The organism is Kinneretia sp. DJ1R-11, from assembly GCF_025717595.1.
Taxonomy (GTDB): Bacteria; Pseudomonadota; Gammaproteobacteria; order Burkholderiales; family Burkholderiaceae_C; genus Paucibacter_A.
Map to the genome: position 1 here is coordinate 43888 of NZ_JAJIRR010000011.1, position 25513 is coordinate 69400.

The 25513-nt window shown below is 65.0% G+C and carries 17 protein-coding genes; 12 read left to right on the forward strand and 5 right to left on the reverse strand.

Going from position 1 to position 25513, the window contains the following annotated elements; all coding sequences use genetic code 11:
- The first annotated feature begins 155 nt into the window (after positions 1–155).
- The 9 genes from LNV23_RS17355 to LNV23_RS17390 all read left to right on the forward strand — a co-directional run bounded on the left by LNV23_RS17355 (position 156) and on the right by LNV23_RS17390 (position 14443).
- A complete protein-coding gene (locus tag LNV23_RS17355) occupies positions 156–2627 on the forward strand; it encodes a glycogen/starch/alpha-glucan phosphorylase (RefSeq protein ID WP_263564139.1) in 2472 nt (823 codons plus the stop codon).
- A gap of 20 nt (positions 2628–2647) precedes the next feature.
- A complete protein-coding gene (gene glgB / locus LNV23_RS17360) occupies positions 2648–4549 on the forward strand; it encodes a 1,4-alpha-glucan branching protein GlgB (RefSeq protein WP_263564140.1) in 1902 nt (633 codons plus the stop codon).
- Positions 4546–5499, forward strand: a complete 954-nt coding sequence (locus LNV23_RS17365) for an alpha/beta hydrolase (protein ID WP_263564141.1) — start codon at positions 4546–4548, stop codon at positions 5497–5499. Before glgB ends, LNV23_RS17365 begins: the two co-directional genes overlap by 4 nt.
- A gap of 17 nt (positions 5500–5516) precedes the next feature.
- Positions 5517–7676 carry a glycogen debranching protein GlgX gene (gene glgX, locus LNV23_RS17370; protein WP_263564142.1) on the forward strand — a complete coding sequence of 720 codons (2160 nt, stop codon included), beginning with the start codon at positions 5517–5519 and terminating at the stop codon, positions 7674–7676.
- A 37-nt stretch (positions 7677–7713) separates the two neighbouring features.
- A complete protein-coding gene (gene malQ / locus LNV23_RS17375; protein ID WP_263564143.1) occupies positions 7714–9237 on the forward strand; it encodes a 4-alpha-glucanotransferase in 1524 nt (507 codons plus the stop codon).
- Between the two features lie 775 nt (positions 9238–10012).
- Positions 10013–10696 carry a DUF2971 domain-containing protein gene (locus tag LNV23_RS24100; RefSeq protein ID WP_411910594.1) on the forward strand — a complete coding sequence of 228 codons (684 nt, stop codon included), beginning with the start codon at positions 10013–10015 and terminating at the stop codon, positions 10694–10696.
- Between the two features lie 880 nt (positions 10697–11576).
- Entirely contained in the window at positions 11577–12308 is a 732-nt protein-coding gene (locus LNV23_RS17380) for a hypothetical protein (protein WP_263564144.1), read from the forward strand.
- 226 nt (positions 12309–12534) lie between these two features.
- Entirely contained in the window at positions 12535–13029 is a 495-nt protein-coding gene (locus LNV23_RS17385) for a DUF7000 family protein (protein WP_263564145.1), read from the forward strand.
- A 214-nt stretch (positions 13030–13243) separates the two neighbouring features.
- Complete coding sequence (locus LNV23_RS17390; protein ID WP_263564146.1) at positions 13244–14443, forward strand: cation:proton antiporter; 1200 nt, start codon at positions 13244–13246, stop codon at positions 14441–14443.
- Between the two features lie 36 nt (positions 14444–14479).
- Here the strand turns inward: LNV23_RS17390 and LNV23_RS17395 are convergent, their stop codons facing one another.
- Together LNV23_RS17395 and LNV23_RS17400 are read right to left on the reverse strand one after the other, a co-directional pair.
- A complete protein-coding gene (locus LNV23_RS17395) occupies positions 14480–16339 on the reverse strand; it encodes a glycoside hydrolase family 13 protein (protein ID WP_263564147.1) in 1860 nt (619 codons plus the stop codon).
- Positions 16336–17955, reverse strand: a complete 1620-nt coding sequence (locus tag LNV23_RS17400; RefSeq protein WP_263564148.1) for an alpha-amylase family glycosyl hydrolase — start codon at positions 17953–17955, stop codon at positions 16336–16338. Before LNV23_RS17400 ends, LNV23_RS17395 begins: the two co-directional genes overlap by 4 nt.
- A 220-nt stretch (positions 17956–18175) precedes the next feature.
- On the opposite strand from LNV23_RS17400, the gene pulA reads away from it, so the two are divergent.
- Positions 18176–20977: a pullulanase-type alpha-1,6-glucosidase gene (gene pulA / locus LNV23_RS17405; protein WP_263564149.1), complete on the forward strand. Its 2802-nt coding sequence runs from the start codon at positions 18176–18178 to the stop codon at positions 20975–20977.
- Between the two features lie 12 nt (positions 20978–20989).
- On the opposite strand, the gene LNV23_RS17410 is transcribed toward pulA, so the two are convergent.
- On the reverse strand, positions 20990–21370 hold the full coding sequence (locus LNV23_RS17410) for a methylglyoxal synthase (protein ID WP_411910592.1): 381 nt from the start codon (positions 21368–21370) through the stop codon (positions 20990–20992).
- Between the two features lie 68 nt (positions 21371–21438).
- Here LNV23_RS17410 and otnI point away from each other — a divergent pair, with 68 nt between their 5' ends.
- Both otnI and LNV23_RS17420 read left to right on the forward strand, forming a co-directional pair.
- Positions 21439–22236 (forward strand): 2-oxo-tetronate isomerase, encoded by a 798-nt coding sequence (gene otnI, locus LNV23_RS17415; protein WP_263564151.1) that lies wholly within the window; start codon positions 21439–21441, stop codon positions 22234–22236.
- Between the two features lie 157 nt (positions 22237–22393).
- Positions 22394–23575 (forward strand): tetratricopeptide repeat protein, encoded by a 1182-nt coding sequence (locus LNV23_RS17420; protein ID WP_263564152.1) that lies wholly within the window; start codon positions 22394–22396, stop codon positions 23573–23575.
- 28 nt (positions 23576–23603) lie between these two features.
- On the opposite strand, the gene LNV23_RS17425 is transcribed toward LNV23_RS17420, so the two are convergent.
- Positions 23604–23948 (reverse strand): YkgJ family cysteine cluster protein, encoded by a 345-nt coding sequence (locus LNV23_RS17425; RefSeq protein WP_263564153.1) that lies wholly within the window; start codon positions 23946–23948, stop codon positions 23604–23606.
- A 27-nt stretch (positions 23949–23975) separates the two neighbouring features.
- Entirely contained in the window at positions 23976–25451 is a 1476-nt protein-coding gene (locus tag LNV23_RS17430; protein WP_318023253.1) for a bifunctional serine/threonine-protein kinase/universal stress protein, read from the reverse strand.
- Positions 25452–25513 lie beyond the last annotated feature (62 nt).

A 25513-nucleotide genomic window follows, 5' to 3' on the forward strand; every position in this document is an offset into this window, starting at 1 on the left:
CATTCTTGCCCTGCTGCCCTTGTGGCGCACTGATGAACACCCGAACACTCATTAGGCCGCAGGCTTCGTTTACGTCCTTTCAACCGATCGCCGTCATGCCTCAGCCCACCACCCTTGTTTCGCCCTCGCTGACCTCGCTTGTGAAAGCCGTGCCCATGAACGACTCTGCCTCCAGCGCCCTGACTTCCTCTGCCTCCCCCGAGCTGCGCGCCGCCTTTGCCGCCGCCTACCGTGAGGCGCAGCGCCAGAACCTGGGCCAAAGCTCCGCGTCTCTGGCCTTGCGTGCTGCGGCCACGGCCTGCCGCCAGGTCTTGGCCGAGCGCTGGGCTCAGACTCAAGCGCAGGATGCGCAACGCCCAGCCAGTGGTGAGGCCGTGCGCCGCGTGCACTACCTGTCCATGGAGTTTCTGATGGGCCGGGCGCTGAGCAATGCCCTGGCCGCCCTGGGCCTGCAGGGCGATCTGCAAGCGCTGCTGGCGGCCGAGGGGCTGAGCCTTGGCGAGGTGCTGGAGCGCGAGCCCGATGCGGCGCTCGGCAATGGCGGCCTGGGCCGCCTGGCCGCCTGCTTCCTCGATTCCTTTGCCGAGCTGGGCCTGCCGTCTTTTGGCTACGGCCTGCGTTACCAGTACGGCATGTTTGCCCAGGCCATCCAGGACGGCCGCCAGGTCGAGGCGCCGGACGACTGGATGCGCCTCGGCGCGCCCTGGGAAGTGCGCCGCGAGCAGATCCGCTACCGCGTCGGCTTCGGTGGCCGGGTCGAGCTGGACGCGGGGGGCCAACGCCGCTGGTTGCCGGCCGAGCTGCTGGAGGCTCAGGCTTTTGACTTCATCGTGCCGGCCCACCACAGCGAGCGCGTGTCCACCCTGCGCCAGTGGCAGGCCAGCGCCGTGGCGCCGATCGACTTCAAGGCCTTCTGCCAGGGTGACTACGCCGCGGCCGCGCGCCACCGTGTCGCCGCCGACGCGCTGAACTGGGTGCTCTACCCGGACGACAGCAGCGAAGCCGGCCGCGAGCTGCGCCTCAAGCAAGAGGCCTTCCTGGTCAGCGCCTCCTTGCAGGACTTGCTGGCCCGCCATCTGGCCGAGGGCGCGCCTCTGCATGAGCTGGGCCGCCGCAATGCCATCCATTTGAACGACACCCACCCTGCGCTGGCGCCGGCCGAGCTGATGCGCTTGCTGCTGGACGAGCAGGGCCTGGGCTGGGACGAAGCCTGGGCCATCACCCGCCAGGCGGTCTCCTACACCAACCACACCTTGATGCCCGAGGCCCTGGAGACCTGGCCGGTGCGCATGTTCGAGGCCTTGCTGCCGCGCCACCTCGAGATCATTTACGAGATCAACCACCGCTTCCTGAGCGAGCTGCGCCGCCGCTTCCCCGGCGACGAGGCCTTGCTGGCTCGCGTTTCGCTGATCGACGAGGGCAGTGCCTACGGCGGCGAGCGCCGCGTGCGCATGGCGGCCCTGTCCATCGTCGCCTCGCACCGCGTCAACGGCGTGGCGGCCCTGCATTCCGAGCTGATGGTGCAGACCATTTTTGCGGACTATGCGGCCATCTTCCCCGAGCGTTTCCACAACGTCACCAACGGCGTCACACCGCGGCGCTGGCTGCAGCAGGCCAACCCGGCGCTCTCCAGCCTGATCGATGGCCGCATCGGCACCGCCTGGCGCCAGGACCTGGCAGGCCTGGCGCAGCTGAAGCCCGCCGCCGATGATGCGGAGTTCGGCCGTCAGTTCATGGCCGTCAAGCGCGCCAACAAGCAGCGCCTGGCCGAGCGGGTGCGCGCGGAGCTGGGCCTGGTGATCAACCCAGATAGCCTCTTCGATGTGCAGATCAAGCGCATCCACGAGTACAAGCGCCAGCTGCTCAACATCCTGCATGTGATTGCGCGCTACCAGGCCATCATCGCCAAGCCGCAAGCCAACTGGACCCCGCGCACGGTGCTGATCGCTGGCAAGGCCGCCTCCGCCTATGTGGCGGCCAAGTCCATCATTCAACTGGCCCATGATGTGGGCCGCGTGGTCAACAGCGACCCGCGTGTGGGCGACAAGCTCAAGCTCGTGTTTCTGCCCAATTACGGCGTGTCGCTGGCCGAGACCATCATCCCGGCGGCCGATCTGTCCGAGCAGATTTCCACCGCCGGCACCGAGGCTTCGGGCACCGGCAATATGAAGTTTGCCCTCAACGGCGCGCTGACCATTGGCACCTGGGATGGTGCCAATATCGAGATGGCCGAGGCCTTCGGCCCCGAGAACATGTTCTGCTTCGGCCTGCGCACCGAAGCCGTGGCGCAGATGAAGGCCCTGGGCTACGACCCGCGCCTTTTTGTCGAAGAAAACCGCCAGCTGGCCCAGGTGATGGAAGCCATCGCCAGCGGTGCCTTCAGCGGCGGTGACCGCGAGCGCTACCGCGCCCTGGTCGACAGCCTGCTGGGCCGCGATGTCTACATGCTGATGGCCGACTTCAAGGACTATGTGGCCACCCAGGCCCGCGTCGACGCTTTGTTCGCCCAGCCCGTGGCTTGGGCCCGCCAGGCGGTGCTCAATGTGGCCGGCATGGGCTGGTTCTCGGCCGACCGCACGATCACCGAGTACGTGGATCGCGTCTGGTCGGTCAAGAGCTTGGGCTGAGCCTCCGTCAGCGCTTGGCCATGGCATTGATCTCCGCGCAAGACCTGACCCTGCTGGCCCGCGGTGAACACCCGCGACCGCAGGAGTTGTTGGGTGCCCATGTCGGGCGCCTGGGTCGCAAGCACGGCGTGCGCTTTGCCGTCTGGGCGCCCAATGCCAGCCGGGTCAGCGTGGTCGGCAGTTTCAACCGCTGGGACGGCGAGGCCGATCCCCTCGTCAGGGATGAGGCCTCGGGCGTGTGGCAGGGTTTCGCCACGGCCGCACGCGTGGGCGATCTCTATAAATTTGAGATTCATGACCGCGCGGGGCAACTGCTGCCGCTCAAGGCCGACCCCTTCGCGCGCGCCGCAGAGCTGCGCCCGGCCACGGCCAGCATCGTGGCGCCGGCTTTGCTGGTGCTCAAGACCCGGCCGCGTCTGAGCCCGGAGCGCGCGATCGCCAATGCGCGGCAGGCGCCGGTGGCCATCTACGAAGTCCATGCCGCCTCCTGGCGCCGGGGCACTGGGGCCTTCCCGAGCTGGGACGAGTTGGCCGAGCAGCTGCCGGCCTATGCCGCCGGCCTCGGCTTCACCCACATCGAGCTGATGCCCATCAGCGAGCATCCTTTCGATGGCAGCTGGGGCTACCAGACCCTGGGCCTGTTCGCGCCCAGCGCGCGCTTCGGCCCACCCGAGGGCTTCGCCCGTTTTGTCGAGGCTTGCCATGCGCAGGGCCTGGGCCTGCTGCTGGACTGGGTGCCGGCGCATTTCCCCATGGACCCGCATGGCCTGGCGCAGTTCGACGGCACGGCGCTGTTTGAATATGCCGACCCGCGCGAAGGTTTCCACCGCGATTGGAACACCGCCATCTACAACTTCGGCCGCTACGAGGTGCGCCAGTTCCTGGCCGGCAATGCGCTCTACTGGATGGAGCGTTGGGGCGTGGACGGCCTGCGCGTCGATGCGGTGGCCTCCATGCTCTACCGCGACTACTCCCGCCCGGCGGGCGAGTGGCTGCCCAATGTGGACGGCGGGCGCGAGAACCTGGAGGCCATCAGCCTGTTCAAGCGCATCAACGAGCTGCTCGGCCAGGAGGCGCCCGGCGCCATCACCGTGGCCGAGGAGTCGACCAGCTTTCCCGGTGTCAGCGCACCGACCTATGCCGGTGGTCTGGGCTTTCACTACAAATGGAATATGGGTTGGATGAACGATTGCCTGCGCTATATGCAGGAGGATCCCATCCACCGCCGCTGGCACCACGACAAGCTGACCTTCGGCCTGGTCTACGCCTTCAGCGAGAACTTTGTGCTGCCGATCTCGCACGACGAGGTGGTGCATGGCAAGGGCTCGATGTTGGGCAAGATGCCCGGCGACGCCTGGCAGAAGTTCGCCAATCTGCGCGCCTTCTATGGTTTCATGTGGGGCCATCCGGGCAAGAAGCTGCTCTTCATGGGCCAGGAGTTCGCTCAAGCTAGCGAGTGGAACCATGACGCCGAATTGCCCTGGCATCTTCTGGACGATGCGCAGGGCCACCACGCCGGCATGCAGCGCCTGGTGCGCGACCTGAACCTGCTCTACCGCCGCGAGCCGGCCCTGCACCGCCTGGATTGCGAGTCGCGCGGCTTCGAGTGGCTGCAGGCCGAGGACCGCGAGCAGTCGGTGTTGGCCTGGGCGCGGCATGATCAGGCTGAAGAAGGCGAGCGCCGAACGGTGCTGGTGGTCTGCAATTTCACGCCGGTGCCTCGGCCCGGCTATCGCCTGCCGCTGCCGCCGGCGCTTGCCGCAGCTGGCACGTGGCGCGAACTGCTCAACACCGATTCCGCCCACTACGGCGGCAGCAATCAGGGCAATCTCGATGCCGGCTTGCAGGCCGAGGCCGATGGCTGCCTGGTGCTGACCTTGCCGCCGCTGTCGGTGCTGTTCCTGGGGCAGGAGAAGTCATGACGATCGGCTTGAATCGACGCGAGGCCATGATGAAGACGGGGGCGGTCTTGAGCGGCGCAGTCTTGGGCTCTGCCGCGTCGGCCGAGCCGATTCAAGCAAGCCCTCCCGCCCAGGTTCTGCTGGGTCGGCTGGAACGCTGGGCGCCGTTCCCCTCGCGCGCCGTGCCGCCGCGCCCGGTCGAGGTCTGGCTGCCGCCCGGCTACGACGGCCAGCGCCCGCATGCGGTGCTCTATATGCACGACGGCCAGATGCTGTTCGACCCGCGTAGCACCTGGAACGGCCAGGCCTGGAAGATGGACCAGGTGGCCGCGCCCCTGATCGCCGCTGGCCAGCTGCGCGACTTCATCGTCGTCGGCATCTGGAACCGGCCCGAGTTTCGCCATGCCGAGTTCTTCCCGCAGGCCTATGACCAGGCTTTGAAGGATTTGCCCACGGCCCAGCGCTACCGCGCCGAGCGCATCAAGCATCCGGTGATGTCGGATGCCTATCTGCGTTTCATCGTCGAGGAACTCAAGCCCGCCGTGGATGCGCGTTATGCCACCGCGCCCGGCCGCGAGTCCACCTTTCTGATGGGCTCCAGCATGGGTGGCATGATCAGCATCTATGGTCTGTGCGAATACCCCCAGGTCTTTGGCGCCGCGGCCGCGCTGAGCACGCACTGGATCGGCAGCTTCGAGCGCAACCGCGAGATCCCCGCGGCCGCGCTGGCCTATCTGCGTCGCAAGCTGCCGCCACCGGGCCAGCTGCGCCTCTACATGGACCGCGGCACGGAGGATCTGGATGCACAGTACGACGATGCTCAAGCCCAGGTCGATGCGCTGATGGCCGAGCTCGGCCACCGTGCGCCGCTCTTGAAATCGCGGGTGTTTGAAGGCCAAGGCCACAATGAGTTGGCGTGGTCGGCCCGCTTGACCCAGCCCCTGAGTTTTCTACTGGGCGCCAGCGCCTGAGCGTGACGATGATGAAGATGACGACGACAACGAGCACCGCCTCCCGTTTGCCCGAGGCCCTGGAGCCCGGCCGCCACGAGCCTTTGGGTGCCCTGGTGCGCGATGGCGGCGTCAATTTCGCCGTGTTCTCCGAGCATGCGCAGGCCATCGAGCTCTGCGTCTTTGATGCCGCCGGCCAGCGCGAGCTGCGCCGCTACCGCCTGCAGGGCCCGCAGGACGGCATCTTTCAGGGCTTTCTGCCCGGCCTGGGTGCTGGCCTGGTCTACGGTCTGCGCGCCCACGGCCCCTACCAGCCCGAGGCCGGCCACCGCTTCAACGCCCACAAGCTGCTGCTCGACCCCTATGCCCGCGAGATCGTCGGTCACTTCGGCTGGCATGCCGAGCACCATGGCTATGAGCTGGGTCACCCCGACGGCGCCAGGTCCTTCGACCGCCGCGACAACGCCGCCCAGGCGCTGAAAGCGCGCGTGCCCGCGCCGCTGGCCGGGCCCAACCCGCGCCACTCGGCGCCGCGCCACGCGCTGCAGGATGTGGTGCTCTACGAGGTCCATGTCAAAGGCTTCTCGCAGCAGATGGCCGAGATCCCGGCCGAGCTGCGCGGCAGTTATGCCGCCCTGGCGCATCCGGCCGCGATTGCGCATTTCAAGGCCTTGGGCGTGACGACCCTGTCCTTGCTGCCGGTGCACTACGCGCTGGACGAGCCGCATCTGGCCGGCACCGGCCTGCGCAACTACTGGGGCTACAACTCCCTGGGTTTTTTCGCGCCCGACCCGCGCCTGGCCCAGCCGGCCCACCGCGAGGACGCCAGCGCTGTGGCGGCCGAGTTCCGCGCCATGGTGCAGGCCTTGCACGAAGCGGGGCTGGAGGTGGTGCTGGACGTGGTCTACAACCACACGCCCGAGGGCAATGAGTTCGGCCCGACGATTTCCTTCCGTGGCCTTGATCACAAGAGCTATTACCGCCTGGTGGCCGAAGACCTGAGCCGCTGCGAGAACCACAGCGCCTGCGGCAACACCCTCAACACCGCGCACCCGCGCGTGGCCCAGCTGGTGCTCGATTCCCTGCGCTTCTGGGTGCAGGAGATGGGGGTGGATGGCTTCCGCTTCGACCTGGCCCCGGTGCTGGGCCGCACCCGCCATGGTTTCGATGGCAATGCCGCCTTCTTCATGGCCTTGCGCCAGGACCCGGTGCTGGCCGGTGTGCACCTGATCGCCGAGCCCTGGGATGCGGGTTATGACGGCTACCAACTGGGCCGTTTTCCGGGCCGCTTCCTCGAGTGGAACGACAAGTTCCGCGATGCCGTGCGGGGCTACTGGCTGGGCGCCGGCGGAGCCGGTGGCACGGGCCGGGGCGAGTTCGCGCGCCGCTTCACCGCCTCCAGCGATGTCTTTCACCATGGCCAGCGCAGTTCCTTGGCCTCCGTCAACTTCGTGGCCTGCCACGACGGCTACACGCTCAACGATCTGGTCAGCTACTCGCGCAAGCACAACGAGGCCAATGGCGAGAACAACCGCGATGGCCGAGACGGCGAGCTCTGCGCCAACTTCGGCGTCGAAGGGCCGAGCGAGGACCCGCTTGTGTGCCGCCGCCGCGAACGCGCCCGCCGCGCCATGCTGGCCAGCTTGCTGCTGGCCCAGGGCACGCCCATGCTCAATGCCGGCGACGAGATCGCCAACAGCCAGGGCGGCAACAACAACGCCTACTGCCAAGACAACGCCCTGGGCTGGCTGGACTGGCCGCAGGCCGACCGCAGCCTGGCGGCCTTTGTGGGCCGCCTCACCGCTTTGCGCCGCGCCCACCCGCTGCTGCGCCAGCCGCATTGGTTCGGTGAGGCTGGCACGTCCTGTGCGGCCAGCCTGCGCTGGCTGAGCCCGCATGGCCATGCCATGCAAGTGCAAGACTGGCACCATGGCGGCGAACTGGCATTTGCCGGGCTGCTGCAAGGTGAAGCATCTGAGCCCTTGCTGCTTCTGCTCTTCAATCCAGCGGAGGCTCTGCAGGCTTTTGCCTTGCCGCCCGGGCCTTGGCGCTTGCTGCTGGACAGCAGCGGCGAGCTGGCCGAGCATGGCGAACATCGCAGCACGCTGGCCGAGCATGCCGAGCATCGCGGCACCTTGGCCGCTCCGGCCTGCAGCCTGCTCTTGCTGAGCCAGGCGCACCCAGCCCCAGGTTCCTGACCCTCTTCATTTCTGCTTCCCCACGAGAACCCACCCCATGGACCTCACCCAACGCAGCGCCGGTGTGCTGCTGCACATCACCTCCTTGCCCGGCCCGCATGGCATGGGCGATTTCGGCCCCGATGCTTACGCTTACGTCGACTGGCTGGCCAGCGCCGGCCAGCGCCTGTGGCAGCTGCTGCCGACCACGCCCATCGGCCCCGGCGATTCGCCCTACCAAGGCGTTTCAGCCTTTGCCGGCTGCCCCTGGATGGTGGCTTTCGAGCCCCTGGTGGCCAAGGGCTGGCTGGCCGCGCCGCAGCTGCCCGAGGGCGGTTTTGAGGCCCACAAGGTGGACTACGGCCGCGTCCTGCCCTGGCGCGAGCAGCAGCTGCGCCTGGCGGCCCAGGGCTTCTTTGCCCGCGCCAGTGCCGAGGACCGCGCCGCCTTCGCTGCCTGGTGCGCGGCCCCGGCGCAGGCCGACTGGCTGGACGACTACGCGCTCTTCATGGCCATCCGCTCGCCTTTGAATGGCCAGGCCTGGTGGACCTGGGCGCCGGCCCTGGCGCGCCGCGAACCGGCCGCGTTGGCGCAGGCGCGCGAGAGCCATGCCGAGGAGTTCCGCTTCTGGCAGTTTGTGCAGTGGTGTTTCGACAGCCAGGTGAGCGCGCTCAAGGCCTACGCCAACAGCAAGGGCGTGCATCTGATGGGCGACCTGCCCATCTTCGTGGCCCATGACAGCGCCGATTGCTGGTCGCGCCCGGATCTGTACGAGCTGGACGAACACTTCCAGACCGCCGTGGTCGCCGGCGTGCCGCCCGACGCCATGTCGGCCGATGGCCAGCGCTGGGGCAACCCGCTCTACCGCTGGGACCGCATGGCTGCCGAAAACTACGCCTGGTGGACGGCTCGCGTGCGCCGCGCGCTGAGCCAGGCCGATGTCTTCCGCATCGACCATTTCCGCGGCTTTGCCGGCTACTACGAAATCCCCGGCGACAGCCCGGACGCGCGCCGCGGCCAGTGGAAGACAGGTCCCGGCCAAGCCTTGTTCGATGCCATCGCTGCGGCCCTGGGCCCGCTGCCCATCGTGGCCGAGGATTTGGGTTTCATCACCGATGACGTCCATGCCCTGCGCGAGGGATGCGGTTTCCCCGGCATGAAGATCCTGCAGTTCGGTTTCGGCGGCGATGGCAGCCATGAGTTCCTGCCGCACATGTGGCCGCGCGAGACGGTGGCTTACACCGGCACCCATGACAACGACACGGTGCACGGTTGGTGGAGCACGGCCTCGGCGCGCGAGCGCGCTTATGCGGGCGCCTACCTGCCTTGCAATGCGAACGATGTGCACTGGGCCATGATCCGCGCCTGCTGCAACTCGGTCGCCAATATTGCTGTCTTCCCCATGCAGGATGTGCTGGGCCTGGGCAGCGAGCACCGCATGAATGTGCCCGGCGTGCTGGGCGGCAACTGGGCCTGGCGCTTCAGCTGGGACATGGTCGGCCCTGAGCCCGGCCGCGTGCTGGGCCTGATCACGGCGGCCAGCGGCCGCGCCGATGTGGGCTTGATGCAGCTGCCGGCTTGATTGATTGGTTGATTGAGTTGGGTCGCTTGGCACAGTTGGCCTAGGAATAACCCGCCCGCACTCTTGGGGGATGGACGGGCTCGGCTGCGGCTGCGAAGCTTCGCATTATTGCAGCGGGCACTCTCTCTCCAGGTATTGGACGAGGTCAGAAGCCAGCAAGAGCCGGGCTCCGCTGCCATGGCATTGAGCAGGGCAGGAGCAACCAGGGGAGCCGAAAGGCTCCCTTTGTTGTTGGGGCGTCGGTTATTTACTCATTCAGTCGGTCGTTTGGTCGAGCGTGCAAGGTCCAATAGGCGAGCGCATTCGGCCTAAATCGGCTCGACAGTCTTGCCGGCTCAGAGCCTCTTGACGCGAATGGTCTCCGGCAAGGCATCCGCAAGGTCTTCAGAATCTATAGAGCGATATCGGCTGGTGCCGATGACGCTGAAAGACGTTCGGCGTGGGAGGCCAGGGCGCGCTGTCCGATGAAGCCATGTGCTGCTTTTGTCGGAGTTTTTAGTACCCTTGCGCCTGGGCTTCAGAAAAAAAAGGGGGGGGGAAGAGAATGACGATTCAGGGGCTTGCGTCGAACAGGCGGCGCTTGGAGGTACGAATGGTGCAGACGTTCGGGCGGACTTTTGTCGACCCAAGTAAACGTTGTTCGGCAGAACTGTCGCCCTAAAACATAGTGGGATTCGCCAGAAACATGCCCCAACGCCCAGACTATTTCTATCGGTATCGAACCGTCGGCAGTGGGTCAGCGAAATACGTTGCCTCGATCGTCAGTGGAAGCAAGATGTTTTTCGGCAGGGCATCCGCCTTCAATGATCCCTTTGATTGCTATCCGTCCTTTGACCTGACAGCTACAGACACCGAACTCATCGACTATTGCAAGCGAGTGCTGCAAAGAAGTCAGCCAGGACTGCCCGAAAGGCAAGCGATAGCAGACGCACTGGCTTGGGTTCGCGACGGCAGTATTGGCCCACGAAGCCCGGGATTTCTTGAGCGCACGCAGGCAGCGCACACGGCTGCGATCACTGAGATCGTTGGCGTCCTCTGCGTAGCCTCAGACTGTAGCAATCCCCTGCTTTGGTCCCACTATGCAGATCAACATCAAGGTGTGTGCCTGCGGTTCGACGCAAAGCATGAGTACTTTTCGAACGCGCACCCAGTCAACTACTGCGCGGAACGCCCCAAGGTCAACCCGTTTCGGCATTCGAATGAAGAAATGCTGGACGCCGCATTGTTCTCCAAGTCGGCGCACTGGGGTTACGAAGGCGAATGGCGCATGCTTAAGTATCGAGACGGACCCGGCGAGTATCAGTTCCCGCCTGAAGCACTGACGGGAGTCATACTGGGCGCTCGCGCTACCCCGGCTACCGCTAGCATGGTCGCGGAGTGGGTCAGAGCAAGAGGCGCTCCAGTTACAGTCCAACGGGCGCGCCTCTCCAGAGATACTTATGACATTACCGTCGAGTGAGGTGAGTCTTACCCCTCGCTCAACTGAGCCCGCAACGGCATGTCACTTTCGGGCCTCATTTTATTCTGGCCAAGGGTCAAATTCGGGGTCATAAACAAATTCGGGGTCAAGTCTTAAATGTTAAGTTGCTCTCATTGCCGCGCCATCAGCTTCTGCTTCTGATGATCTCCGTGACAGGCGAAGTTGATGGTTTTTGGTGTCATCTAAAAAGACTAGACGCATTTTGGTGTGAGGGCGCCAACTAGCAACCAGAACTAAGCGAATTTGGCAGGTGAATTCAGAATTCAGCGGCTGGGACTTAATATTCAAGACTTGACCCCGAATCCATGGTGACCCCGAGTCCACGCAGGTAATAAATGAGTGTGGGCGGTGGACGCTGTTCGATAAAATCCTGTGATGCTTTAGTAGGGGTTTTGGTGGTCTGTAGCCCAGGTGAATAAGGTAAAAAATGGTGGTGATTGAACGACTTGCATCCAATAGACTACATTTGGCGCTGCGAATGGCGCCGACGTTCGGGCGCATTTTTGTCGCCCCAAATTAACGTTAGGCAAAGCGTGCCCTTGGAATCCAAAGCAGAAACAAAAACAGTGCTTCAGGTTATCGGGAAGACGATTCTCGTGGTGGCCTATGGCTTACTGGCTATCGATGTTTTGATTTTTTGTATTAGCTGGTTTCAGCCCAGTTTTTTAACGGTAGTCACGATCTGGGTAGCTATGGGCATAGCCCCGTTCATCATAATTGGACATATTTTTTCATCAGTAAGACCGACAAATAAACCTCAGTCTTCGACTAAGCAGACGCAAATAGCAATCGCAGTTTTGCCTGTTCTTGGCCTCTTGGCATTGATGGTCTTTCCCCCGCATTGCCGTGGCTTATTGCCGTGGCGGTAGTCGCAGCAGGGATTTGGCTCGGCCGTACTCTTGATGCTCGATACGGCAGGAGAGTATTTTTCGCACTCGTCCCTACACTGTTTGTTGTAACACCGCTTCTTTGGGGATATGTCAGCTACTTGGAGTTTGAGTCTCTTTGTCAATCGGCTCCACCTAAAACAGCAGGCCCAACAAAGTTATCCAGTCCGCAGCTTGGTTTTTTGCTAGATGAGGCAAATTTACGCGCGTTTTACTCTAGCAAGCACATCCGCACGCCGGCGGGATTTCTTGAGCAAAAGAAAATCAGTTACTACGACACAACATTTACCCCTGCCTACAACAACTTCCAGTCTACGACCTATCGAAACCGGGGCTCGAATGACCACTCCAGCCGGCTGGCCGAACCCGTCAGTGAATACTCTTTTAGAGTGTCGCCAATTGAACAAGTACCTAGCCGATGGTGGGGGCCGCTCTACCAACTTAGCTATAGTGTTCAGGCTACTCGCGGTGGCTCAGTGCTGGCTAAAGGCTCCGAATACATCTTTGGCGGTGGCTTTGTCGGGTTTTATCTCCACGCTGTTCTTGGCGAGCGCGGTGACTACCATGACCGTGACTACAGCTATCTAAGCTGTGGGTATGCGTCCTCCGTGCCGGCGGCATGGCGACCCCGATTCACATCAAATCCCAACTCAGAGAACTATTTCAGGGCGGATGCTGATCTCTTGAAATCAATAACCTTTTAGCCTACGGATAATAAGAATGCCTAACCCTTCGGTCAAGCGGGACGGGCTTCCGGCGTGCCGCCTCCAGCCAGCCCCTTACCTCTAACGTTGTGTGCAAATTGATTTTGGAGGGGAAAGGTTGATGCAGAGCCAGAGTCTGAACGCCCGTACAAATTCGGGGTCATACAAATTCGGGGTCAAGTCTTAAATATTAAGTTGCCCTGATTGATTTTGGAGGAAACCTCTGGTGTCGAGTCGAAGTCTGAACGCCCGCATACCCGCCTACAAAAGTGCATTTTCCAGCGGCGAACTTCAAAGAACCTACCAAGACCTGGTCGGTGTGGTTCAGAATTTAAGAACCGAATTCTCGAAAAGATACCAAGCCGAGTTCTCGGTTGCGGGCATTCTGCATGGATACATCGATTTCACGTACTTCTACTTGCAGAATGAGTATCTCAAGAGCAAGAAGCTCAAGCTCGCCTTGGTTTTCAATCATCAAAAGGCAAACTTTGAGCTGTGGCTTCTGGGGCAAACTAAGGATGTTCAGATCCAGTACTGGAAAAAGCTAAGGGGCGCGAAGTGGGTGAACCCAGAAGTCATGCCGGCGTATTCGGTCTTTGAAGCGCCGCTGCTTGTTGCTGCGCCAGACTTTGACGATGCGGCGAAGCTGATGGAAACGGTATGCGGTCGATTTGAAACTTTGCTGCGGGAAATTTTGGAGTTGCTGGAGGCGAGCGAGTAACTGAACGAATGAATCGTTCCCCGGCGTGCCCCGGTTCATTCGCGGGCACCGCCGGCCACCCCCGCCCTTGAGACGCGCCCGTGCCCCGCACGAGCCCCCACAGCCTCAGCGCCAGTTACACCCAAGTTCTTTCTGCGCCCACAGCGGTGCAAGCCCTAGGCAGAAGCGCTCGGGAGACCGCCTACCATTCGCGCGCCTCTTCATTCCTGCGCCCATGAACACGACCGAAATTTTCCTGATCGCCATGCTCATCATCCTGAGCGTGCCTTACTTGGTGTGGCGGCTGTTCAGGACCGACCATTTCGCGCCCCTGGTGGTGGTGCAGATCATTGCCGGCATCTTGCTGGGCCCGGGTGTGCTCGGTGCGGCCTTCCCCGAGTACTACCAATTCGTCTTCAACCCGGCCGTGATCCAGTCGCTCAATGGCATTGCCTGGTGGGCGGTGATGCTCTTTGTCTGGATCGCCGGCATCGAGCTGGATCTCAAGGCCGCATGGCAGCACCGGCGCGAGAGCGGCATCACGGCCGGCCTGGCGCTGGGCATGCCTTTGCTCTTTGGTTGCGGCGCGGCCCTGGTGATGCTGGCCGGCAGCGGATGGATCGGCCCCAAGGCCCTGGACTGGCAGTTTGTACTGGGCGTGGGCATGGCCTGCGCGGTCACGGCCCTGCCCATCCTGATCCTGCTGATGGAAAAAATGGACATCCTGCGCCGTCCGCTTGGCCAGCGCATCCTGCGCTACGCCAGCGTGGACGATGTGGCGATCTGGGGCGTGTTGGCCTTGATCCTGATGGACTGGCATCGCGTCGGCAAGCAACTGGCCTTTGTGCTGGCCTTCATCATCGTGGGCGCCTTGTTCCGCCGCCTGATGGCGCGCCTGAGTGCCAGCGACCGCTGGTTCGTCAGCCTGATCTGGCTGGCCTTGTGCGGCTTCGGTGCCGACTGGTCGGGCCTGCATTACATGGTCGGCGCCTTCCTGGCCGGCGCCATCATGGATGCCGATTGGTTCGATCAAAAGCAGCTCGACAGCCTGCGCCACCATGTGCTGCTGGTCATCATGCCGGTGTTCTTCCTCAGCACCGGCCTGCGCACCAACTGGGGCGTGGGCGGCAGCATGGTCTTCCTGGCGGCGGCCGGGCTCTTGGTCGCCTCGGTCGCGGGCAAGCTGATCGGCGTGCACATGGCCGGGCGCATCCTGCGCTGGCAGCCGGGCGAGGCCTCGCTGATTGGCTGGCTGCTGCAGACCAAGGCGCTGATCATGATCATCTTCGCCAACATCCTGCTGGACAAACAAATCATCACCCAGGAGAGCTTCACCGCCTTGCTGCTGATGGCGGTGGGCAGCACCATGCTGACCACGCCGGTGGTCAAGCCCAAGCTGGCGCGCATGGCGGCGCTGCTGGGGCGCAGCAGCTGAGGCCCTTGTGCGTTTGCGCCTCAGTGCATCAGAGCATCAGCGCAATTCCAGCAGCAGGGCCGAGCGGGCCGGCAGCTCCAGGCTCTCGCCCCAGCGCCGCGTCTGGCCGCTGAGCACATCGCGGCCCTCGCTGTGGCTGCCCAAGGCTTCGCGGAAGCGCGTCATGTCGACCCGGCGCGGCTCTTTGGCCTTGTTCAGCAGCAGCATCACCGTCTGCCCGCCGCCCTGGCGGAACAGGGCATAGACCTGGTCCATGGGGGCGTAGTGCGTGCTGCGGCCGCCGTGCAAGGCTGGGGCGCTCTTGCGCCAGTTGAAGAGCCGGCGCACCAGGGCTTGGGCTTCTTGCTGCTCGGCACTCAGGCCTTGGCCCGTGAAGCCATTGGCTGCATCACCTGCCCAGCCGCCGGGGAAGTCGGCGCGCACCCGGCCGTCGTCGCGCTGTGCGGGGCTGGTGAGCAGCAGCTCGTCGCCGTAGAAGAACTGTGGGATGCGCGGCGCGGTGGCCAGGTAGAGCAGGGCCATCTTCCACAGGGCCAGGTCTTGCCCTAGCGCGCTGAACAAGCGGGGCGTGTCGTGGTTGCCTTCGAACAGCACCAGGCGCTGTGGATCGGGGTAGAGGAAATCGTGGGCCAGGGCTTCGTAGAGCTTGGTCAGGCCGCTGTCGTGGCCGTCGTCTTCTTTGAGGCCGGCGAGCAAGGCACCGTGCAAAGGGAAGTCCATCATGCTGGGCATGTGGGAGGTGTAGCCGTCGTGATTGCGCTTGCCGCGCTGCCAGTAGGCCACCACGGCCGGGTGCGGGCTCCATTCCTCGCCCACCAGGTTCAGGTGCGGGTACTCCTGCATCAGGCGCCGTGACCAGTCGGCGAGAAAGCCGCGGTCGGAGTAGGAGTAGGTGTCGGTGCGCAGGCCCGAGAGCCCGGCGTATTCCACCCACCAGATGCTCATCTGCGTCAGGTAGCGGGCCACGCGCGGGTTGCGCTGGTTCAGGTCGGGCATGCCGCGCGTGAACCAGCCGCTGACAAAGCGCTCGCGGTCGCTGGCGGCGGCGTGCGGGTCGAGCAGGCTCAGACGCGCATGGTGGGTCTCGGTGTAGCCCGGCCACTGATTGAGCCAGTCGGGCTCGGGCAGCTGGCGCATCCAGCGGTGGCCGGCGCCGATGTGGTTGAGCACGATGTCCTGGATCACGCCCAGGCCTTTGTTCCGCGCCTCGGCCACCAGATCGCGGTAGTCCTCATTGCGGCCGAAGCGCGGGTCGATGCGGTAGAAGTCGGTGGCCGCATAGCCGTGGTAGCTGTAGCTGGCGCTGTTGTTTTCGACCAGGGGTGTGGGCCAGATCTGGGTGAAGCCCAGGCCGGCGATGTAGTCCAGGTGCTGGCGCAGGCCGGCGAGGTTGCCGCCGTGGCGGCCGCCGGGCTGGCTGCGGTCTTCGGCCTCGAGCATCTCGGCGTTCGAGACGCTCTCGCCGGCCTTGGCGAAACGATCGGGCACCAGCAGGTAGATCGCATCCTGGGGGCCAAAGCCCTGGCGCTGGGCCGAGCCGGGTGCGCGCGCCTGCAGGGCATAGCTCAGGCGCTGGGCGACGCGGCCGTCGGGCTTCAGCAGATCGATCTGCAGCGTGCCCGGCCGGGCGGTGGCGGCGATGTGCAGGTTCAGAAACAGGTAGTCCGGGCTGGCCACGCGCTCGGGTGGCAGCAGGCGCACGCCGGCATGGGGCTGATGGAGCCGCGGGCGCAGGCTGCCGAGCTGCGAGCCCTGCAACATCAACTGCAGGCGCGGCTCCTTCATGCCGGCCCACCAGCTGGGCGGCTCGATCTGCTCCACAGATTGCGCCTGGCTGCGGCTGCTGGGCAGCAGGGTAGCGGCCAGGAGGAGGGCGGCGAGCTGCAGGCGCTTCATGGTCGGCCTTTCTGGGGTAAATCCAAACGCCAGACCTGCACGGATCGGGCGGGTGCCCGCAGCAGGGCTTGGCCTTGCGCGTCGCTGCCCAGGCTGGCCTGCGCCGCGGTCTTCGGGTAGGCCTGCTGCAGCAGGGCGCCCGCAGGCAGGCCGCTGACCGCCTGCGTGGCGGCCTGCTCGCCATAGTTGATCAGCACCAGGCTCAGCTCATCGCCGAGTCGCCGCTGGAAGCTCAAGACCTGATCCTCGGTCTGGGCCTGGATGAAGCTGCCGCGCGCGATCGAGGGCAGCTGGCGGCGCAGGGCGATCATGGCTTTGTAGAAGTTCAGCAGCGAGCCAGGATCGCGCGCCTGCGCGGCGGCGTTGTGGCTGGCGGCATTGGGTGAAAGCGGGCGGTAGGGCGTGGCGCTGGAAGTGAAGCCGCTGATGTCAGCCGTCCAGCTCATGGGGGCCCGCAGGGGCTCGTCGCCGGGCAGCTGCGAGACGCCGGCCATGCCGATCTCTTCGCCGTAGTAGATGAAGGGCGTGCCCGGTGCGAGCAGGTAGCTGGCGGCTGCCAGCTTGTAACGTGCCTCGTCGCCACCGAGCTGGTCCCAGACGCGCGCGCCGGCAAAGATGTCGTGGTTGGCCAGCACATTGGCCATGGTGCTCGGGGCCTGGCTCAGGATGCGGGCGATCTCGCCCACGGCAGCGGTCTCGCCGCGCGCGGCCTTGATCATCTGCGCCTCCAGGCCGAAGGCAAAGGCGCTGCCGCAGACCTCGGGGCGGGCGTACTGCTGCGGGTTGGCGGTCGCTTCGCAGACCACATGGCGGCGCGGGTACTGCTTGATCAGGGCTTGCAGCTCGCGGCTCAGGCGGCGGCTCTCGGGCTGGTCGTTCCAGTCGACGGCGTTGTTCTCGATCAGGTGCGGTACGGCGTCGAGCCGGAAGCCGTCCAGGCCGCGGTTCAGCCAGAAGCGGAGGCTGCTGCGGTGGTAGTCGAGCACGGCCGGGTGGCGTAGATTGAAATCCGGCATGTGCGGGCCGAAGGTGCCGAAGTAGGCGCCCAGCTTGCTCCCATCGGCGGCCGAGGTGGCCACGGTCCAGGGGTTCTTGCCCCAGATGTCCCAGCCCTGGGGCTCACTGTCCTGCCAGACAAACCAGTCGCGGTAGGGGCTGCGGCGATCTTTCAGCGCCTGCTGGAACAGCGGGTGTTCGTGCGAGGCGTGGTTGATCACATAGTCGATGATGACGCCGATGCCGCGCCGGTGGGCCTGACGGATCAGCTCGTCGAAATCGCGCAGGCTGCCGTACTGGGACTCGATGCGGCGGAAGTCGGTGGTGGCATAGCCATGGTCGTGGTCGGCGCTGGCGGTGATGGGCATCAGCCAGATGCCGCTGATGCCCAAATCTTTGAGATAGTCCAGGCGCTGGATCAGGCCGCGCAAGTCGCCGATGCCATCGCCATCGCTGTCCTGGTAGCCGCGCACGAAGATTTCCATGAAGGCGCCATGTTCCCAGCCCGGGGGCAGGGTGCTGGCCTTGGGGCGAGGGGGCACGAGCGACAGATCCACCGGCGGGGCGGCCAGGCTGGTGCCGCTGACCAGGGCGGCACCGAGTGCCAGGCTGGGGAGCACGCGTCTCAGCCTTGGAAGGCGGCTTTCAGATTTTGTAATTGAATTACGTTTCATGGGGCGCGCCTCGACAAAATTTCAATGATGAAAAGCTTAGATGCTTTGTGAGGCTCATGGAATCCGTGCTGTTGCTATTGATGTAGTTTTGCTACTATTTTGGCGTCGGGCTGCGGATCATGTGGGCGCAGCGACTTCACACATTGCACCGAACGGATTGCTGTCGATGACTTCCCTATCTCCCTCCCGACTTGGCCTGATCCTCGCGCTGAACTTGCTGTCGAGTGCCGCCTGGGCCGCGATGGCCTCGGCTTCGCCCGCTGAGTTGCGTGCCGCCTGCGACAGCGCCGATTCAGCCACCGTCTTGCAGCCGGCCGCGATGGCCGCGCCCGAGGCCCGCGCTTTTGCCATGAGCCCCGCTTTGCTGCAATGGCCGGGCCAGAGCCTGGCGCCCGGCGAGCGCGTGGCCCTGCTGGCCAGCGCGCGCGGTGGTGTGCAGGTCAAAGCAGGAGCGGCAGCCCAGGGCGTGGAGCAGCGCATCGAGCTGGCGCCCAGCGAGGCCCCGCTGCCGCCTGAGCTGGCGCAACGCTTCAAGTACCTCGAATTCTTCGGCCCCGGCTTGCGCCTGGCCCTGAATGCGGCTGACCAAGCACGCTTGCCCCAGCTCTTGCGTGGCGAGCTCTTGCTGGTCAAGGAAGACGCGGCTGGGCAGGTGCTCGCGGTCACCGGCTTGCAGACGCCGGGTGCCCTCGATGCGCTCTACGCTGATGCGGCCGGAGCGGCGGGTGAGCTGGGCGCGGTGGTGAAAAGGGGGCGCCAGACGGAATTCAAGCTCTGGGCACCGACCGCACAGCAGGTCTTCCTCTGCCGCTACGTTGGGCCCGAGAGCCCGGCGCAGGCCGTGGAAGCGCTGGCTTTTGATCCGCGCAGCGGCCTCTGGCAACAGCGCCTGACTGCGAATCTGAGCGGCAGTTATTACCGCTACCTGGTCGAGGTCTGGGTGCCGGGCCTGGGGCGGGTGCGCAACCGGGTGACCGATCCTTACTCGCTGAGCCTCAGCGCCGATTCGGCGCGCAGCATGGTGGTCGATTGGGCCGATCCACGCCTGCAGCCGGCCGGTTGGCATGACCGCCGTGCGCATCGCCAGGCCTCGGCCCGCGTGCGGCAGTCCACCGATATGGTGATCTACGAGCTGCATGTGCGCGACTTCTCCATCGGCGACGCCAGCGTGCCGCCGGCGCAGCGCGGCAAATACCTGGCCTTCACCCAGGCCGGCTCGCAAGGCATGCGCCACCTGCGCGCCCTGGCTCAGGCCGGCCTGACCGATGTGCACCTGCTGCCTGTGTTCGATCTGGCCAGCGTGCCCGAGCAAGGCTGTCGCACGCCGCTGGTGCCCGAATCGGCCGCACCCGACAGCCCCACCCAGCAGGCCGCGGTGATGAAAGAAGCGGCCCAGGATTGCTTCAACTGGGGTTACGACCCCTGGCACTACAGCGCGCCGGAGGGCAGCTATGCCAGCGATGCGCAGCGCGGCGAGCGCCGCATCCGCGAGTTCCGCCAGATGGTGCAGGCCCTGCACCGGGCGGGCCTGCGCGTGGGCATGGACGTGGTCTACAACCACACGGCAGCCAGCGGCCAGGGGCGCCATTCGGTGCTCGATCGCATCGTGCCTGGCTACTACCAGCGCCTCGATGCCAAGGGCCAGGTCGAGCGTTCGACCTGCTGCGACAACACGGCCACCGAGCAGCGCATGATGGCCAAGCTGATGATCGACTCGGTGGCGATGTGGGCGCGCGAGTACCGCATCGATTCTTTCCGATTCGATCTCATGGCCCACCAGCCGCGCGCGGTGATGGAGGCGCTGCAGCAGCGCGTCAATGCGGCCGCCGGCCAGCCGGTGCAGCTGATCGGCGAGGGCTGGAACTTCGGCGAGGTGGCCAACGGCGCCCGCTTTGTCCAAGCCTCCCAGCTCTCACTGAACGGCAGCGGCATCGGTACCTTCAGCGACCGCGCCCGTGACGCCGCCCGTGGCGGCAGCGCCGGCGACAACGGCCTCGATGTGTTGAAAAACCAGGGCTGGCTCAACGGTCTGGGATATACGCCCAACCGCCATGTCGGCACGCCGGCAGCGGCCACGCAGCTGATGTCCAGCGCCGACCTGCTGCGCGTGGGCCTGGCCGGCTCGCTGCGCGACTTCGAGCTGGACACCTGGCGCGGCCCGCGCCTGCGCGCGGAGCAGATCGCTTACGGCGATCAGCCAGCCGGCTACGTCTCCGAGCCCGGCGAGGTGGTCAATTACGTGGACAACCATGACAACCAGACCCTGTTCGACATCAATGTGCTCAAGCTGCCCCAGGACACGTCGCGCGCCGAGCGGGCGCGCGTGCAGCTGCTGGGCGCGGCGCTGACGGCCTTCAGCCAGGGCGTGGCCTACTTCCACGCTGGCATCGATGTGATGCGCTCCAAATCGCTGGACCGCAACAGCTACGACTCGGGCGACTGGTTCAACCGCCTGGACTGGAGCTACCAGCGCAACTTCTTCGGCACCGGCCTGCCGCCGGCCGCCGACAACCAGGCCATGTACCCCTGGCTGGCGCCTTTGCTGGCCGACCCGGGCATCGCCCCCGGCCCGGCCGAGATCGCCTGGATGCGCGATGGCTTTCGGGACCTGCTGAAGATCCGCGCCAGCAGCCGCCTGCTGCGCCTGAGCAGTGCGGCCGAGATCCGCCAACGCCTGCGTTTTCTCAACACCGGCCCGTCACAGAATCCGCTGGTGCTCGCCGCTGAAATCGACGGCCAGGGCCTGAAGGACGAGGGTTTTGCCCGCCTGGCTTATTTCCTCAACACCAGCCCTGAGGCGCAGGTCTTGCAGCTGCCCGAGATCGCCGGGCGGCGCTATGCGCTTCACCCGGTGCATCTGGCGCCCGGGGCGGCGGACCCGCGGCCGAAGCGGGAGTTCGCGTTGGATGCCGCCAGCGGCCGGGTCAATGTGCCGGGGCGCACGGCTCTCGTGTTGGTCGAGCGCTGAGTCGGCTCGCCCTCAGCCCAGCTGAGTCCAGCGCTCCAGCATCAGCCGGGCGCCGGCCGTGTTGGTGGCGCAGGGAACGTTGTGCACGTCGCAGGCGCGCACCAGGGCATTGATGTCGGGTTCGTGCGGCTGCGGCGTCATCGGGTCGCGCAGAAAGATCACTGCATCCACCTCGCCGACGGCCAGGCGCGCGCCGATCTGCAAATCGCCACCGTGTGGGCCGCTGAGCAGGCGCTCCACGCTCAGGCCCAGCTCGGCCACCAGGCGGCCGCCGGTGGTGCCGGTGGCCATCAGCTGGCAGCCCTGCAAAAAGGCCTTGAACTCGGCCGCCAGGGCGACCATCTCGTTTTTCTTGCCGTCGTGGGCGATCAGTGCGAGTTTCATGGCAGGCATCTTAGTGAGTCCGGCCTGGCGGGACACAATCAATCGGGTTACCAAACCGTTTGCTGCCCGGACCTGCCATGCCCCGCTTTGCTGCCAATCTGTCCATGCTCTACACGGAGCTGGATTTCCTCGACCGCTTTGCCGCCGCCGCGCGCGATGGCTTCCAGGCGGTTGAATTCCTGTTTCCTTATGCCTTTGCGCCCGAAGAGCTGGCCGCCCGGCTGCATGAAAATCAGCTTCAGCAGGTGCTTTTCAATGCCCCGCCGGGTGAATGGGATGCGGGCGAGCGCGGTCTGGCTTGCTTGCCCGGCCGCGAGGCCGAGTTCCGGGCTGGCATCCACCAAGCCCTGGCCTTTGCCAAAGCACTGGCTTGCTCGCGCATCCATGTCATGGCGGGCGTCGTGCCTTCGAATCAGAGGCTGGAGGACTGCCATTTCACCTACCTGGAGAATCTGCGTTATGCCGCAGCGGCAGCGGCCGGGCAGGGCGTGCAAATCATGATCGAGCCGATCAACGAGCGAGACATGCCCGGCTACTTTCTGAACCGGCAGGCGCAAGCACACGCACTGCTGGACGAGATTGGCTCGCCCCATGTCATGGTGCAGATGGACCTGTACCACCTGCAGGTGAGCGAGGGTGATCTGGCCAGCAAGATCCGCCACTACTTGCCTGGTGGCCGCATCGGCCACATCCAGGTGGCCGGTGTGCCCGAGCGTCATGAGCCCGATGTCGGCGAGCTGAACTACCGCTACCTGTTTCAGCTGCTGGACCAGCTGGGTTATGCGGGCTGGATCGGCTGTGAGTACCGGCCCGCTCGCGGCCAGCGGCCTCATGCCACGGCAGAGGGTCTGGGCTGGTTGCAAGCCTGGCTTTGAATCATGGTCGCGCGCAGCCAGAAGTCATGGGTATTCATCTGGGGCTGCAGGCGCCAGGCGGATGACTACACTTTGAAGCGTTGGACCCTGCCGTTTGCTGGGGTCTGGCCTTGTGGAGCCTCGTGCGGGCTTGCCGGGTTTCGGGAAAGGAAGAGCCATGAATATGCTTGCCTTGCGTACGCTTTCGGTCTTGCTGTGCACCCTGTTGCTGGGGGCTTGCGCCGCGGTCGCACCGCCGCCGCACGCGCCCATGCAGGAGCTGTTCCATGACCAGCTCTTCAAGCCCAGCACCAAGAACATGGACCCGGAGCAGGTCTTCGCCCTGAGCCCGGCCATGCGCGACTATCTCGACCGCGAGATCGCCTTCCAGATTCGCAACCGCGGTCCGCGCGATGCCTTGCTCGATTCGCTCTACACCAAGGGGCAGCTGCAGCTCGAGTACGACTCGGACCGAACCCGCAACGCCGCCGAGGCCTTCGACCAGCGGCGCGGCAACTGCCTGTCCTTGGTGATCATGACCGGTGCGTTTGCCAAGCATCTGCAGCTGCCGGTGCGTTATCAGAGCGTCTATGTCGAGGACTTCTGGTCGCGGCACGGCGATATTTACTTCCTGACCGGACATGTCAATCTGACCCTGGCGCGCCGCAAGCCCGAAGTCCATGTCTTCACCACCATGGAGGCCGATCAGCTGACCATCGACTTTCTGCCAGGTGCCGATATCCGCGGCCAGCGCAGCCGGGAGATTGATGAGCAGACGGTGATCGGCATGTATATGAACAACCGCGCCGCTGAAAGCCTGGCCGCCGGCGCCATCGACGATGCCTATTGGTGGGTGCGTGCTTCGCTCAAAGCCGACCCGCGCATGATGGCGGCCTACAACACACTCGGTGTGATCTACCGGCGCCGCGGTCTGCCCGAACTGGCGCAGGCCAGCTTCCGCCATGTCTTGCGCCAGGAGCCGGACAACACCCAGGCCTTGTCCAATCTGGTGCTGGTGCTGGACGAGAGCGGCCCCGGTTCGGAGTCGGCCCTGCTGGCGGCCAAGCTGCGAGAACTGCAACCGCATCCGCCCTACAAGTTCTTTGATCAGGGCGTGGCGGCGATGCGTCGCGGCGAGTTCGAACAGGCCAAGGCCTTGTTTGACCGCGAGATTGCTCGCTCGGCCTTCTTCCATGAATTCCACTTTTGGGCGGCCCTGGCCAACTACGGCTTGGGCGACGTCAGGGCGGCCCACAAGCACATGACCCTGGCCCTGGAAAACAGCAGCAACGAGCGTGAGAAGCAGATGTATTCCGCCAAGCTTGACTGGTTGCGGACACGCAAGTCCAGCTTGCACTGAGTCTTGCTGCGGCCTGGGTCAGATGGGCTCAGGGCAGCGGTGGCAGGCCGTGGCGCGCGCGGGCCCGTGCGCAGGCCTCATCACCGATACCCATGGGCGCGCGCAGCCCGAATTCCCGGCAAGGGCCGGGCCGCCATTCGTAGATGCCACAGCCGGCTGCCTTGCCCACCGTGCCGACCAAAGCGGCGCAGCGCGGCCGCGCATGGTCGGTGCCGCGCATGCGGGCCAAGGTGGCGGTCAGTTCGACCGCCAAACCGTCTGGCACGCAACCGCCTTCGCTTTGCAGTTCCTCGCGAGCGAAGTCCACGCGAAAACTGGCGCAGCAGGCGCCGCATGGAATGCAGGGGTTGCTCGTCCCTTCGGTTGTGCTCATGCGTGGGTGTCCGTTGTGGGTGTCCGTTCAGGCCTCGGCGCCAGCCGCCTCACGCACCACGGTGACCGAGCATTCCGACTGTGTCACCACCTGAGCCGAGACACTGCCCAGATAGCGTCGCAAGGCCGAGGCGCCGCGTGCGCCCATGACGATGTGGTCGGCACCATTCTTGGCTGCAAATTCGATGATGGCTGTGGCCGCGTCGGGCGCCTCAAGCACATGGAAGGTCAGGCGGCCGTCCTCCAGATTCAGTGCCTTGCTGATCGGTCGCGCCCAGTGCTTGAGGGCAATCAGCTGCTTCACATGCACGCTCTTGCCATCCTTGTCGGTCAGCTCGTCCATGCCAATTCGGGCGGTCTTCATCACGCTGACGCAGGCCAAGCGGGCGCCCGGCTCGGTCTGAACGATGCGACGCACGGTCTCGCGCAATTGGTCGAGCAGGGCGGGTGTGGCGTGCTGGGTGTCGACGGCGGCCATGATGATGGGGCTGCGTGTCACCTGGGTGCTGACGGTGGCCTGCGGCGCCGGCTCCGAGCCGAGGGCGAAGAACCAGCGCTTCAGGGTCTTGAGACTGCTGCTGCCCGTCATCTTCTCGGCGCGGCGGGTCAGGGTCACACCCTCGGGTTGCTGCAGATCCAGGGCCAGCTGGGCCGCGCTTTGGTAGCGGCGTTCAGGCTTGACCTCCAGGCAGTGCAAGACGACTTCTTGGAACCAAGGGGGCAGTTCGGGGTCGATGGCGCGCGGTGGTACCGGTTCGATGTAAAGCCGGCGGCGCAGGCCGCGCACCGAGCTGGGCTGGCCGAAGGGCCGCTCGCCGGTGGCCAGGTGGTAGAGCATGACGCCCAGGGCGAACAGATCGCTGCGCGGATCGTTGCGCACGAATTGCACCTGCTCGGGCGACATGTACGGCCCTGTGCCCATGGGCAGGGAGAACTCTTCTTCCAGCAGATCGGGCAGGTGGTCGTGGCGCGACAGGCCAAAGTCCACCAGCACGGCCAGGCCGTCGGGCCGGAACATGATGTTGCTGGGCTTGATGTCCAGGTGCACGACATGCTGGCGGTGCAAGTCCTGCAAGGCGGTGGCGACACGGATGCCGATGTCCACCACCTCGTCCAGTGGCAGCGGTGCCTCGTCCAGGCGCGGGCGCAGGGACTGACCCTGTACCTGCTCCATGACGATATAGGCTTGTCGTGTCCAGTCGCCGCGGGCCACGAAGCGCGGCACATGTGGGCCTTTGAGCGCCGGCATCAGCATCTGCTCGACTTCGAAGCCGACGATGGTGGCCGGGTCTTCGCCGCCCTTGATGCGCGGTACCTTCATGATCAGCGGGAAGTCCTCGCCCGGCTTGGGCTGCAGCCGGGTGACGCGCCAGATATGGGCCATGCCGCCCTGGTGCATGCGCTCTTCCAGGCGGAAGCCGTCCAGCTCCATGCCCGGTTCCAGCGGCCCCAGGGGCGGCGCGATGAGCTGGGTGCTGAGAGGTCCGGAAGCGGAGCTGGGCATGGTGAAGAGAGTCCTGTTCGGAGGCCAGTGAAGGCTAGGGTGCCGTGGTCCAGCCGGGATAG

Coding starts and splice junctions, on each gene's coding strand:
- LNV23_RS17355 (WP_263564139.1), top strand. CDS start 156: ATGAACGACTCTGCCTCCAGCGCCCTGACTTCCTCTGCCTCCCCCGAG.
- glgB (WP_263564140.1), top strand. CDS start 2,648: ATGGCATTGATCTCCGCGCAAGACCTGACCCTGCTGGCCCGCGGTGAA.
- LNV23_RS17365 (WP_263564141.1), top strand. CDS start 4,546: ATGACGATCGGCTTGAATCGACGCGAGGCCATGATGAAGACGGGGGCG.
- glgX (WP_263564142.1), top strand. CDS start 5,517: ATGACGACGACAACGAGCACCGCCTCCCGTTTGCCCGAGGCCCTGGAG.
- malQ (WP_263564143.1), top strand. CDS start 7,714: ATGGACCTCACCCAACGCAGCGCCGGTGTGCTGCTGCACATCACCTCC.
- LNV23_RS24100 (WP_411910594.1), top strand. CDS start 10,013: ATGTTTTTCGGCAGGGCATCCGCCTTCAATGATCCCTTTGATTGCTAT.
- LNV23_RS17390 (WP_263564146.1), top strand. CDS start 13,244: ATGAACACGACCGAAATTTTCCTGATCGCCATGCTCATCATCCTGAGC.
- LNV23_RS17395 (WP_263564147.1), bottom strand. CDS start 16,339: ATGAAGCGCCTGCAGCTCGCCGCCCTCCTCCTGGCCGCTACCCTGCTG.
- pulA (WP_263564149.1), top strand. CDS start 18,176: ATGACTTCCCTATCTCCCTCCCGACTTGGCCTGATCCTCGCGCTGAAC.
- LNV23_RS17410 (WP_411910592.1), bottom strand. CDS start 21,370: ATGCCTGCCATGAAACTCGCACTGATCGCCCACGACGGCAAGAAAAAC.
- otnI (WP_263564151.1), top strand. CDS start 21,439: ATGCCCCGCTTTGCTGCCAATCTGTCCATGCTCTACACGGAGCTGGAT.
- LNV23_RS17420 (WP_263564152.1), top strand. CDS start 22,394: ATGAATATGCTTGCCTTGCGTACGCTTTCGGTCTTGCTGTGCACCCTG.
- LNV23_RS17425 (WP_263564153.1), bottom strand. CDS start 23,948: ATGAGCACAACCGAAGGGACGAGCAACCCCTGCATTCCATGCGGCGCC.
- LNV23_RS17430 (WP_318023253.1), bottom strand. CDS start 25,451: ATGCCCAGCTCCGCTTCCGGACCTCTCAGCACCCAGCTCATCGCGCCG.